This is a genomic window from Polaromonas sp. P4_F9 (assembly GCF_056401235.1).
Window position 1 is genome coordinate 26,989 of sequence record NZ_JBFUJT010000008.1, and the last position, 13,783, is coordinate 40,771.

7 protein-coding genes are annotated in these 13,783 nt (G+C 55.0%); 3 read left to right on the forward strand and 4 right to left on the reverse strand.

Annotated features, from left to right (window positions below; genetic code table 11):
* Positions 1–941: 941 nt before the first annotated feature.
* The 4 genes from AC1DUB_RS08920 to AC1DUB_RS08935 all read right to left on the reverse strand — a co-directional run bounded on the left by AC1DUB_RS08920 (position 942) and on the right by AC1DUB_RS08935 (position 8,144).
* Positions 942–2,753 carry a hypothetical protein gene (locus AC1DUB_RS08920; protein ID WP_477729260.1) on the reverse strand — a complete coding sequence of 604 codons (1,812 nt, stop codon included), beginning with the start codon at positions 2,751–2,753 and terminating at the stop codon, positions 942–944.
* Between the two features lie 256 nt (positions 2,754–3,009).
* Entirely contained in the window at positions 3,010–4,584 is a 1,575-nt protein-coding gene (locus AC1DUB_RS08925) for a VPA1262 family N-terminal domain-containing protein (protein ID WP_477729261.1), read from the reverse strand.
* Positions 4,585–4,676: 92 nt separating this feature from the next.
* A complete protein-coding gene (locus AC1DUB_RS08930) occupies positions 4,677–5,840 on the reverse strand; it encodes a phospholipase D-like domain-containing protein (RefSeq protein ID WP_477729262.1) in 1,164 nt (387 codons plus the stop codon).
* 240 nt (positions 5,841–6,080) lie between these two features.
* Complete coding sequence (locus AC1DUB_RS08935; protein ID WP_477729263.1) at positions 6,081–8,144, reverse strand: DUF4238 domain-containing protein; 2,064 nt, start codon at positions 8,142–8,144, stop codon at positions 6,081–6,083.
* Positions 8,145–8,581: 437 nt separating this feature from the next.
* Between AC1DUB_RS08935 and AC1DUB_RS08940 the strand changes: the two genes are divergently transcribed.
* From AC1DUB_RS08940 to AC1DUB_RS08950, 3 genes are read left to right on the forward strand one after another with little or no spacing between them, the layout of a single operon-like run.
* Positions 8,582–8,773, forward strand: a complete 192-nt coding sequence (locus AC1DUB_RS08940; RefSeq protein WP_477729264.1) for a type II toxin-antitoxin system RelB/DinJ family antitoxin — start codon at positions 8,582–8,584, stop codon at positions 8,771–8,773.
* Positions 8,774–8,829: 56 nt separating this feature from the next.
* Positions 8,830–10,593 (forward strand): hypothetical protein, encoded by a 1,764-nt coding sequence (locus AC1DUB_RS08945; RefSeq protein WP_477729265.1) that lies wholly within the window; start codon positions 8,830–8,832, stop codon positions 10,591–10,593.
* Entirely contained in the window at positions 10,586–13,690 is a 3,105-nt protein-coding gene (locus AC1DUB_RS08950) for an AAA family ATPase (RefSeq protein ID WP_477729266.1), read from the forward strand. Before AC1DUB_RS08945 ends, AC1DUB_RS08950 begins: the two co-directional genes overlap by 8 nt.
* The last annotated feature ends 93 nt before the right edge of the window (positions 13,691–13,783 follow it).

The window sequence follows — 13,783 nt, forward strand, 5'->3', positions numbered from 1 at the left end:
TTGACCTGCCGTTTGAGGCACGCGCTCGGATGACCGGAGTTGGCCGTATTCTGCCCTTGTCTTCCGGGGCGTCTACAGCCCATGAAAGTCATAGAACGCAGACACGGGCGCTTCGAGCTCGAGAACTTGGAATGGAAAGCACTGGGAAAGCCTATCCAGACTCGATTGATTGGCAAGCTGACGCGGAAAGGAGCCACCAAGCCTTGCTTCACCGCCCTATGTCTATCCAGAAACTGGCCCCACAGCGGAAGAAGCCAATCAGGATGACTTTGATGCGGCCCATGTCGAGGCTGTGGTGGTGACCCTTGAAGAGATCTCTAATCTCGAACTACGCCCTGGCCGGTGAGTCGTTTTCTCGCCTTTGACTAGCTTTCGAGCAGCCGCTCGCCGCTGCTGCCGAGAAAGCCCCATTGCCTTCATTTCTTCTTCGGCAATCTTCGGCATCACATTCACGCGTCCTTGATTTGGGTTGTATTTTTCCGGAGCTTGGATGTGAAATGGTGTATGACGTATCGCATACGCTAACGACACACCCTGCGTTTCGCATATAGGTGTTGTCCACTGCCAGGTGCTGGGTCTGCCATTGGACTGGTTGCACTCGTTCTAGGTGAATATCACCCAGTCGGCACTTTCCCTCTTGCAGTTCCTTAGCAAACCTCGAGCACTCCGTTCCTGTTAGAAGGTCTTCGTACAGGATGGCTTGAGGATATTGTTTTGACGATATCCGGGCGTCTGAAGCATTACCAGACAGAAACCCCTCGACAACGCAACACATCAACTCCCAGTTGCTGTTAACGAGAGTCAGCACTGCGCGCCTACGGAAAAGGCGGTGGTTGTCGCGTACCTCGAGATACTTCGTTAGCTTATCTGGGATGCCGTCAAAACTGTACTCAGAATCCATTTTCTATCGATCCTTTTTTTGTTGCGAAGCCATCTTGCTTCTAAGATGCGGAATGACGGTTATCCTCGCTGACAATCGGGTCGCGAATCGGCTCCAAGGAAGCTGAGCCTATCCACATGGGGTCAGCAAGGAATTTCTGACGCCATGGCCCGTCGTTGCGGGCCGCGTCTAACAGTTGCAGATGGATATCTTGAAATTGAATCTCGGCTACACCACGCCAAGAGTCAAAGAGCTTGGGCCAAACCCTCAGAATAATCTGTTCGACATCTATGGCGTCGCTGCGTACACAAATAGCAATGGCCAAGTCCAAGAGATTTACAGCCCGATTCAGGCCTTCGAGCGGCTCGGAAAGGTGAATCTTCCGATGTCCGACGGCAAGAAATAGTTGTTCCGCAACCGCCAAGTCATTTCTGAGCAAACCGATATCCGACCAGATCACAGCTGCTCGCACGAAATCGGGTAAAGACAGATCTTGACTCCAAGCACTGCGTACGTCTGGACAATCGGCGTGTGCCATGCTTCGTATGGCGAATTGAGCCAAGCGAAACGTCCATCCCTTTGTGTCCATGTCTGGTCGATCTCGACACAATGTGGCCCGTGCTTCGTCCAATGCAATGCTCATTAACTTTACCCGCTTACTTTTTTCCTCCGACGTTTCCCCACAAGCGACGTACATCGCAAACCAGACGGAGCATGCACGGCGCGTCAATGCGGCTTGATACTGAGCAGGCCACCGCGCTGCGGCATATGGTGCATCCAACACTGCAGCACTTGCTTTTGCTAGCGCACCCAATGCCCGGGCTGTGGCGTGACCCGCACCCAAAGGGCCTTGTTCATACCGCAAGCCAATGGCTCGTGAAGTCCACCTGCAGGCCACGGGAAACTCCGTCGACTCTGGGAAGAAGTAGTTGTCAAATACGCCAGGTCGGACATCGAGTCCGAGATAGTCGAACATGCGTTTTATCACTTCATCGAGGAGTTGTGTCCGCGCCGGCGAATGCCTTATCTGCTGGGCAATTCGAGTCGCAAATTCAGCCATATCCGAAGCGAACGCATTTTTCACAAGGTCCAAATCTGTATCCGATAACTCGTGATCTGGCCACGCGAGCGCGATGTCTTTCATCAGCACCTCAACAGCATCTTCGGAAGCTCTAACTTGCTTTGCGGATTCCGCGAGTTCATTGGCGAACCGTTCGATCTCCTCGACCGCGTATTTGGCTCCTCCTACTGCTGCTTCTGGATCGGCCCGAAGAATCACAAGACGCTGCTCGGCGTTGCGAGCCTTATCTTTTACACGCATCCGCCACATCCTGCTTGCACCGGCGGCCGCCATCGAAAGTGCAAATGCCTCCGCGGGCAGCATGCCGGCATCCTGGAAAATCGTCATCAACTCCGAAAATGTCCTTAATGGCGCGTTTAAGGGGTGCTCGTCAACAAGTGACGTAGCGACCATAGCTTGAAGAAGTGGCACCTTCGTGCGAAGGACATCACGGAAGATTGATTCATTTGATCGACCATATGTCAGGCGCCTGGAAAGATGTGCAAGCAATGTCCGATTGATTTCGGGGATTTGTTTTTCTACGATCCAACGCCCCAGCGCTCGAGGCCGAAGGTGCAGCAATACATCAATCACGGCATGCAATCCATACAAACCGAACCGTGCCAGCGGCGGGTATCGCACGAAAGCCACTCCTTGGCGCACAAGGTCCGTAGTCAAATGCGATTGCTTTAAGGCTTTGCCTGCTCCAATTTCAACAATGGGACTTGGAGGAATCTGGCGACGAGCCATTTCCGTGGCTCCGTACAGGAGTTTTTTGACTTCAGCGGAATTCAGCCTTCGGAAGACTGCCATTGGAAGCTCGAGACGTACTGATGTTCGAGCACGCAGCTCCCCCAAGCCATAGATAGCTCGAAACGATGGTGCTTTACGGTGCCGGCCGACTCGGCGAATTGCGCGACCAACACTGCGACCATTCACATGCCAACTGCCATCTCGGTTAAAGATGAATCCCTTAACACGTGAACGCATCAACGCCTGGCGCAAACAAGCTTCAGAGTCACCTACACCGAGCAACCAAGCAAGAGCCTCGGGTACCCCTGGAGTTCGTCTAGGCTCGATGCGTCGAGAAACCTGGCGACGCCCATTGGAAGCTGATCTGCGGATTCGTCGAGGCGGTGACATCATGACCTTGTACCAGTCCTTCTATGTAGCGCTTGGCCTGTATACCTGCTATCCCTCCGAGCAGGCTTATGCAGAACGGCCATTTGGTCGCCATATTATTTAAGCTGTTCGAGAGCAGATAGACGTCCGAACGGCCTTCGTGAGGGTTCAATAGTAGATAGCGATCATGGAAGGCTTGCGAGCCATCGCTATCTATGACATTCACAAACTGAAGTTGAATCCCTAACAAGGGGGCAATTTTTTTGAAAACAGGCGTCAAACGGCGCTGGGCAAAATTTCGTGCACTCGCCACGCTACTCTCAAGTCGGGCTCCCGTATCGGGATCTGTTTTTCCCCAGCTTGCGACGATTGTCAAACGAACATCAGCCTGGTTAAGGCGCGTCGCCACAGTTTGTAGTGCATCCTCGCCGAAAAATGGATCAACAAGAACTGCCTCACGGATTTGTCCTGCGTCGAGCAACTTGTTCAGGTGGTCGATCACGCCCAAGCCCAGCTCGAAAGTTCGAGGGAACCAGCGATCTTGCGAAGGTGGCGGCATATGCTCGTTCAATCTGGCTTTCATTGCAATCCGATGACGGCGCAAGCCAGAAGGGTCGAAGTTAACCGACGAGCGTAAGGTATGTGTTGTCGTAGTCGAAGCCGCCCGATTATGTAAGGCACCACCTCGAGAGGTTGCCTTGGCTTGTAATCGATCTCGATGTTTCACAGTGCGCGCGGAGGTTCGCATCGAAATCGCGGCCTCCATCATCATTGTCGTCGACTCTTTGTATCGCAGCGTCCCCTCTGGGTCATCAAAAAGACTCAATTCATAGGCATCGATCACGCCTGCAACTTTGACATCGATATATCGCGTGTTCCCATTTAGGAAATGGGCCCCTTCGTGCAATATCTCCTCATCCGCCATAGCGCGAAGGTGAACGATTTGTCGCTGATCGCTCGGATCATTACGCCATATTCTTACCAAGTTTGGTACGTCGCCTTCGATACCTTTGACAACTGAAGACCCAAAGGGATTGGGGTCATCGAGCCAGGAATCCAGGTGAAAAACATCGAAGCCACCTAGATGAATCGCATGAGTGCTTCTGAATTTCAATCCTAATTGGCTAGTGCAATGCCCAAGCAACGCCTCCGTGTCCTCCGACTGAGGCAATAACTCTTCCGGTGTCGACAGCGCATAACCACAGTCGGCATGCGCTGCGCTGTGCCCGAAGGCCTCACAAACAACCTGGCGATATGCCATTAATTCAATTGCTGGTGCTTCCGCGAAGAAGGCCTTCAACTCAATAATGTCACTACGAGCGGCCACTAGCTCAAGCAGAGTAGCCGCATCGCTTGCTGTGACCACTCGTTGGGCTACTACCAAAATGCCCTTTGAAGGTAGTGTCACTCTTTGGTATTGGGTAGAGCTGACCAATGCTTTGGTTTCCGCGAGGAAAGCGTAGAACGGGCGCCTTGTCCCGTTCAGCTCCTCAATCCATGCGCTCCATAGCCACCAGTTCATATGCTCAATCTCCCATTGGCCGTAATTGCATTTGTAATTCTCTCCGCGGCGCTCTTTTCAAGCGGGCTCTCGATTGGACGCTATTTGATTACTCATATCAACTGTGGAGTGCTTTGGTACATCACCAGCGATCTTTCGTTGGCCTTGGATTCTGGCGCAGGTAGCGGCTCTTTAAGCGCCATCCGCGCCATGTAGCGCTGGTTGAACGTCTCTCGCGTCACGCGCCGAAACGATGTGTTCTCCATCGATGGACCGCGTAAGAGGTTGGCGCTTCCGCTGTAGACCTCGCACCAGTCGTCCGAGATACCCGCATAGAACTTGGCATGGAAGTCCTGCTTCGACTTCCCGGCGGATACGACCTTGTTCTCAAGATTGAATTGCTCCAGTATGGCGACAGGAACCCCTGTCTTCTCCATTGCCTGACGGTAGGCCTTCCACGATGCACTCCGAGTTACGAACACTGTGATCCGGGCATCGAGCATGCTGAGCAGCCACTCCCAGATGGCCATCTGTTTTTCCGGCGACAGGAACTGGTGGCCGATGAAGGGCGAGGCGATCATGATCTGATCGGCTAACAGATTCCAGCGCATCACCAGCTTGGTCAGCAGGTCCATCGCGTCGTCCTTGGACCGAATTCCGTCGAGTGCGTCCACGAGCTGTGCACCAGACACATCGGCCAAAACGAAGTCGGCTGCCTTTAAGTGCGGCTGATCCAAATCGGCGACGAATCGTCGGTAGAAGGTGGCCTCATGTGCGACTCCGCACTCGCATGCGAGATTGACCTTCGCCACGACGTAGTGGGCATCGAACTTGCCCTTGATGGCGTGGTGGACGCGGTATCGGTACTGCATGTTGACTGCCTCAATCTCCTTCTCGAGTTGCTGCAAAGCAGGTGTGTCCAAGGGGCGTGAGCAGGTGCACTCGTAGAGCGGGCAAGCGTCGTAGCCATAAATCAGCGACAGCGCGTTGAGGTCTAGGTTGTGCCGAACCACTTCCTGAGCGACGGGATGCTCAGCCTCGCGGACGTCGCCCTCCTCGCGAGCGAGGATAACAAAGCTGCCATAAGAATCGAACACGTCGTGCAGGCCTGCAATGCAGAACGGCTCCCTACAGCTGGAGCACTGAACTACCCAATACCCAGGATCGTTGGCCATGGGATGTTTCACGTCGGTGTACGAGTGCGACGTGCTGCAGCGCGGGCAGTTTGCAACATGTTTGCGATGCCGTGATTCAAACGGATTCTCAAAGTCGTCCATACAGTGTCCTAAAGGGTGGCTGCCAGGGGCGCTGGCCGGCTGAAACCATGAATTTTGGTGATGTGGCGCGCCTTCAGTGACATGCCACTCGCACATTGTGAGCGGTAGCGCGGTGACTGCTCTGCTGCGCAAGCTTGCAGCCTGCAGAGTCCGCAACGGGCCCGAAGCAGCTATCACCTAGGATGGAGACCTGAAATGGGCTACCTATTATTCCGCTGGTCAGGCAGCATATCCATGTCACTAAGAATTCAGAGCCTGTTTGACCATCTTCAGCCGCTCGTCATCGCAGACATCGACCCACATCTTGCCTTCCTCGATGTCCGACAGAAATATCCCGACCTGCCAAAGCACCCGCTCCATATGCTCCGACAGAGCGAGCATTTGGTCTACAGACGATGATTTGCAGGTCAATGACTGGTGGTGTCGATTCAAGTCCCGCCTGAAGAGAAGCGCCCAATCCCAAAGCCCAGCGTGAACGAGGGGTTCGCAGGTGAGAGAAGTCTGCAATAGCGGGCGATTTTCGGCGCCATGTGGGTGCTGTCCGCAATATCCAGCAAGTGTCCCCAGCAGCATGTCAATCGCTGGAATTAGTTCCACCAACAGCGCATCTACGTTCTTGTGCGATTTGAATTGCTGGCGAGCGGTTTCGAGTGCAGCCAAGGCGGTGGTTACGGCATGGCCAGAAAGAGACTCGCCATTGTGCAAGTCGTTTTCGGGGGCCACCGGCGCAACCTCGACGGAGCCATAGTAAAGCGAGGTAAACCGCCGCATTAAGTTCAAGGCAATGTGTTGTCTCGCTGTAAACACACGCCCCTCCGCCATAGGGGCGAGATAACTAAACCAGCGATCAAGGTAACTCACTCGCCCTAATAGGCGCTTGACTACCAAGGTAGCTGATTGCTTCAGGCTCTCGTCTTCGGCCAACAATAGGTGCCCAGTCGATTCCGGCAAGATCAAGCGCAGCGTAAGGGGCGTCGTGCCGGGGATAAGTTCCACTGTTCCGGGCATAGTCACGGCCGCTTCATAAGGCCACAGATCCCGGCCGTAAAGACGTGCGACCTCTCCAGGGACATCGTTTGTAACAACGATCGATTCCAGACGATCCGCTTCACATGCGCCGCACTGCAGGGTAAATATCTGCCGGATCGAATCACTGATGGCCCTCATCGCGTTGGCACCTGATCGGACGACCACCGGGACATTTCGTATGTCGGAGGTGCTTACCTCAACGACCGGCTTCCCGATTACAGGACGCACCGCAGCAAAACTTTCCTCCATAAGGTCACGGGTCGCGAGTTCGAGTGCTTCGCCGATGTGCGTAGTGAGCGCTTCAATATCGGGCCTGAGGATCGAACTGACAAAGAATTCTAGAGAACACTTGGCGAAATGCTCGTTCAGGTTCGACAACATCGGCGGTTCTTGCTCCGCGTATCCGACCAGCACCTGAGTCGCACTAACGGGCATCGCGACCCAGGAAATCTCCTCATTTGGGCTCATGGCAACAGGCTGAAGCTGGCCGGAAGGAGCACAGGCAACGGCAACGCAATCAGGCAGCACAAAATGATCTGGCGACTCAATCGCGAAGACTTTCCAATGCAGTTTTTTCAACGAATCGAGTCGCGCGGTGGGGACTAAGGACTGCTCCAACGCCTTTGTGTGGCCTTGCACAACCATATTGGGAACCGCCTCCTCCAACATTGAGAGGTACTCGCGCATGACCGTGGCAGACTTGGGCATCTGCGCGCCGAGTTTTTCGCGTGCCCTGAAGTGCGCCATCTTTTCGAGTATTCCCCGCTCCTTTGCAGTTAAAGCTGCGCTCGGCAGTTCATCGAATGTCCTTTGAATTTCTTCTGACAAAAGAGATTTTGGGCTCGTAGAGTCAACGCCAAATAACTCTCGGACGTGTTCAGGATCCTTCAGTATTTCATCGAATCGGGTGACCATCTTCCGTGCGAGATGGGCAAACGATCCCCGAAGGTGCGCGGCCCTTATGGTTAGATGAACGACGGCGCTGGCCGCGTCCTCACTATCCACTGGCTCATTGGGTGGCGCGGTTCTGACTCGATCGAGAAACGGGTTAAAAATGGTACTTTCAAAGTCGGTGATGATGTCGTCCAACGTGTCAGTGACTCCGTCGCCAGGTTGCGAATAGAAGTCGCGCTGGGCAGCGACACCTTCGGTTGAAGTCTTGTACGCTGGCGTCCACTTCTTGTTAACAACCACTTGAGACTTCTTGCCTGTTCTCGATGCCTCAAAGCCTCGGAGCAGATGCTGCGGCAGGTAATGTTGCTTGCGTCCAGCCAAGTTGTCTTTCGGAGTTGTAGGTTTGCAGTTATACGGCTCGCTTGACCATCTCGGCACTGTAGCCGGCCTTTTTGTCTAAAGTATGGGAGTGTTGATCTCGTTAGATCCCCGGCGTCTTATGGCGCCCCAGCTCTTGACCCACATAGTGACTTGTGGAATTGCTCGGCACCCCCTCCAATTGGAGGAGATGCTCCCGAAGCCACCCCTGGCTGCTGAGTTCCGCCAAAATCTGACCCATGGTGGTACTGCCCTGCTTGTTTTAAAAGCAGAGGGAAATTAGGAGTGATAAAACCTTAGGCAAGTCCAGCTATGGACGCGTGCGAGAGAAGCGACAGCTCATGCACAAGTCAGCTGACCATGCCCTCGGTGACAAAAAGTAAGTGACTCGCAAGCCCAATTGAGCCACACTGTAGCTCCACAATTCCAAGTGCATGCAAATGGCCAATACCGACGTTGTTCGCGCCCATATTGACCGGCACATCAGGGAGGAAGCCGCCAACGTTCTGGCCGAGATAGGCTTGCCTGTCTCGGATCCCATTCGGATGCTGCTAGTTCGCGTCGCGATGAAAAAATCCCTTCCTTTTGACATCAATCGTGCGCCTCCCCGTGCTGATCGGAAGAAGCGATGACCGCATGTCAGACGCTCACAAGTGAGCATGCCTTTCATATTGAGAAGCAGCGCTAGATGCCGACCCGAGACGTCGTCGATGTATTGCGGGATCGCGGTCTATTGCCGCCCGACTTGGAAATGCTGCGCCCAACCGAAAGGCGTTACACCACGTTATTGATGCAGCCTAGTGGCCCGATATTCGCTAACAACCAGCGAATCGGCCCTTTGGAATCTGATGTGGCCTCAGCTAAGGGACGAAATTTCCTAGAACTCGCTCGCACCAGCGGTGCCCATCTCGCGGTAACGCCAGAATATTTTTTGCCCTGGAGCGCGCTAAAGAGCGCTATTGAAGGCGGAATTACTCCGGCCGCTGATGCGCTGTGGGTTCTCGGCAGTGAAAGCATCACGGAGGCAGGCCTTGAACAGTTCAAACAAGAAGTCGCCGGCCAGTGCCTGGTATTGCATGAACCATGGGCGGGACTTCCGCTCGATCGATCGCTCCTTGACCCTGTCGTCCTGCTGTTTCAGGCAACCCGACAGGATCAATCGGTTCAATTGGTTGCACTAGTTCAGTTCAAGACGTTCCCATCCCGCGACAACATTTTCTTCGAGGAAGGCCTGCTGCGACGGGGATCACTGGTATACCGGTTCAGGGGGGCCACCGGGCATCTAACGGCAGCAGTCATCATTTGTTCCGACGCCTTCGCGCTGAATGACCAATGGCTGAGCGATTTCAATGATCGTTCGACGCTCATTCATATTCAACTCAATCCCAGTCCCAGGAACACCGCTTACCGCCGCTACCGTGCGACGACTTTTGGAATCGACGCGAGGGCAACGAACTGTCACATCCTCTGTCTTAACTGGGCACGCTCCATAGTCCAGCACGGGGATCCTGGAGCCCCGATTGACCCGTGGAACAACATTGCAGGATCCACTTGGTACTGCCCTGCAGAGGAGTGCTCATCCGATGATGCGATCGTCATCCCAAACCACAACCAAGGGCTGTACTACGCGTACATGAAAGAACGTCGACATGCGCTGCTCTTTCACTATGACGAGGCCGTATTTCAACTTCTGGTGCCCAAGCTGCTCACGCTGGGAAACGCGGTCATGGTCAACCGCAATGGACCGAGTACAGTCCAGCGCTATGAATGGGATACAACCACAACCACCTGGACGCCAGGAGCCGCCGCACCCGAGACCGGCTTCAATGCCTACGTCGCCGGCAATGGCCCCGCCCAAGTCGCGCTAGCGCACGTGTTGGCTGAGGCTGATCCGCTTGCCATCGAACGGGTGCTTGCCTTGAGCGCGGGCGCCATTTCTGGGCGTGAGGCTTGGCACTCCCTTCAGCAAATCGATTCCTGCCAAATCGCGGAAGATGAAGTAGTACGGCGGATAACGGTGGTTCAAGACGTTGCAGGAAATGAATTCCGGCACGAAAGACTCTCGTCCGTCGGACAGATTCATCATGAGCTCTTGAATCGTGACTATTGGCCACCGCAAGTCGTCGGCGTTGACACAGACTCAACCGTCAGATGGACAACGGCCAATCCTCACTTCAATGTTCTCACCGCCGACAACTTGCCGACGCTTGTCGTCTACCTCGGAGAGTCGCCACCGGCACGTACCCTGGAGACAAAGGCGGACATGTTGTATCAACTGCTCCGTCAAGCCGGCGGACCGCACCAGACACGGCTGTGCATCATCTACCGCGAATTCGGCCAGCCTAGATTCGCCTCCATCGCAGCACTGACTCGTTTCGACGACGCCATGGAAGACAAGACCGATTTCATGGCCGTTCCACCTTTGGGAGATATGGGAGACAACCATGGCTGATGCAGAAACAGTGCGTCGTGCGATCAGCGAGAGACTCGCGGACGTCAAGGATCTTGGCAATGGCATCCTACGGGGCGAGCGCCACTACGGTGGCAAAGCCTACGCCACGGCCTATGTCGACTTGTCGGACCACGTGGTTGAACGATGGCGGGAACTATCTAATTTCCAGGAACGCCTGCTCGGCACCGATTTCTTCAAGGCCGACGGTGATCAACGGTGGAACAGCTATCTGTATTTCTGGGCTGGACCGAACTCCCGCCAAAGCGCGGATTTCCTCAAGGCGAAGGCGCGTATCGAGGGAGACCGGCATTTCGCTCGAAAGTTTGTTCTCTCGGAAGAGGATCTGCTGGGCCGTCTAGACGATGTGTCGACGCGCGTAACAGCCGCGGACGTCAGCGACGACGCGAGCAGTCGATGGGCCGAACTTTTGCAGGCCGCTTCGCTCGGCGTGGTGCTGGAGCAGCGCCCGCGCACGCGCATGCTAGAACTGATTGGTAGCGGAGAGGCGTTCGTCGCCGAAACCAATACAGCCGCAAAAGTGACACCGGCATTGGATGACCCTCTTGGCACAGGCCTTCTCAGAAACTTTCGCGTCGGGGAGTTTCGCCCCTCAATCAGTGGCCGGATATTCTCTTTTGGCGACGTCAATCTCATCTTCGGCCAGAACGGCTCCGGCAAGACTTCTCTTCTTGAATCCGTCGAGGCGCTTTACTGCGGACGTGTTCGCAGAGATCCCGAGGCTGTCTTTCGTGATATTGAAGGTGACATCCTCACACCGGCCGGTACTCTTGTTCAAGTTAAGAGCACTACTTCTGCCGCGACTATCAAGGCGCGTAACCTTGCTTGGTATGGTCGTTCCAATCAGCAGTCCAGCGCGATCACGCACGCATTTACACGCTTCAATTTTCTTGACACCGATGCGGCCTTTCGTCTCTCAAGTGAGACGAACGCCGAAAAGATTAAGGAAGATTTGAGTCTGCTGCTGGTGGGCCCGGAGGTGTCAACACTGTGGACATACCTCACGAAACTTCTCGATGAATCTTTGGCCAAGAGTCTTGGTGCTGATGAACGGGTTCCGATCTTGTTCAAGCAGACGGAGTTGTTGGGCAATGAGGTTAAGCGCCTCCAAGGAACGCCAACGGAGTCCACGGCTCTTGCGAAAACGTTTCGATCGGGTCTGCGCGGCCTCGGTGCCAAATGGGCGCTCCCCGACGACGGCGCACCGATGAATCAATCCGATCGCACTCATCTGGAATCCCTCACCCGCGGCATTCGCCAAGCACTCACTGTTTCTCCGTCTACCCCGACAACGCTAAAGGCTTTGCGTGATCGGTCGGCGGTGCTCGCACAAACACTGTCGGCGATACGCCTTGTGGTCGAGGATTACAGGATAGCCGGTGACGAACTAGTCGCCAGTGATGTGCTCGCAAAGGAACGCCAGGCATCACTTCAAGCTATTCAGCTTTGGGCTTCCTACTGTGAGGCAGGCGTCCCCGTGCTGGCAGCATCTCTTCAGAGTGTGCAGACGGCAGTCGCGGCGACGCGGGCTGCGCTTGGAGGTCAGTCCCCGGATGCTGTCGCGGATCTGCCAACAGAGTACGCATCACGCCAAATCCGCGATGCGAAAGAGGCCGCAGCAACAAACTTGGAGCTCGCCGAGCAACAAGAACGAACAGGCATCGAAAGCCTTCAGCAACGTGAGCGAATCGGTCAAACGCTCGCGGCTCTTCGAGCCGATCTTCGCGAGGTCGCCCAGTCCGTCATCGACCGGACCGGCGACTCAACCCATTGCCCTGTGTGCGGAACATTTCATGGCGACGAAGAGCTACTGCGCAAGATCAGTGCGCTTGTCGCTGCCGAGGATCCCTCCTTGACAGATGGTTTGCGCCAAGCCGTTCAGGCATCTAGGCAGCGCGCCGAGCGCGAGCGTGATGCACTTGCATCTCTCAAGTCCCTCGAGAGTTATGCCATTTCGAGCGGCGCGTCCAATTTGGCGACTGCCGGTGAACTAAGGGAGCAGATGTTTGCCAAAAACACCGAACTCGCCTCCCTGACTGCCGAGCTTGAGCAGCTTGAATCGGCGACCGATTCGCTGAGTCGATTTGGCACGGATTGGGCTGGATACGAGGACGTTCGCAACGCGGCCGCAGCCATTATTGGCACCGAAGAGAACGTAGCCGAGATGGACGTCGTGAACCGTCATCTTGAAGCGTGGCGGGCGGATTTGGAGAAAACCCAGAGCGCGAGTTCGGAATTGCGCGAACGCTTGACAGAACTGACAAGCCGAGCGGCCCAAGCTGCTGCGGACGCGGGGATCGCGACGGCTCAAGGAGTGGCTCCGGCTCAAGTGGTCACAACAGTGGACCGCGCATCGAGTTCGGTCAAGGCGTCGCTGGATTTCGTTCAGGAGGCGGAAGAACTGATCAATCTTCAGGTCGATCAGTCATTCGAGACGCTTCAGCTTGCAATCGAGCAAGCCATCGAGGCCTTTGACCGTGCGCAGCACGCTGAACGCAGCGAGGTGACAGCGCGAACCGATCTGGGCAAGAAGACCGAGGAACTGCACGAAGCGACGGAGCAATTGCAAGACCTGTCCGCGCGTCGGGAGAATTTCTCAAAGGCCAATGACGTTCTGTCGCGCATAACCCAAGAACACTCGCTGGAAAAGGCAACAAAGGAGGCGCTCGAATCCATTCGGGGGCATGTCGGCGGCATCTTTGCGAGGATTCACTCGCCGGCCGAGTATGTCCTGGGAGATTTTCACGGAGAAACCCTGCTGTCAACTCGCGAAGGGAATCACGACCGTGGAGTCAATCAGGTTAGCACCGGGCAACGAGCGGCGCTCGCCTTGTCGATTTTCCTGGCGCTGAATCGCAGTGCTGAGCGTGCGCCACCAGTGATGTTGATCGATGATCCGGTAGCCCACATCGATGACCTGAATGCTCTTTCGTTTCTCGACTACCTGCGCGATCTAGCGATAGGGACGCGCAAACAGATCTTCTTTGCGACCGCCGATGCCAAGTTGGCAGCGCTCTTTCAAAGAAAGTTCGAGTTTCTAGGAGAAGATCGGTTTAAGAAGATCGTTCTTGCACGCTGACATGCGTCGATCTTCGTAGCATCACTGCGCAAATTGATATCGCGCAAATAGCTGATCGAGATTGTCTGTCCACGTGCCTCCAAACATACCGAT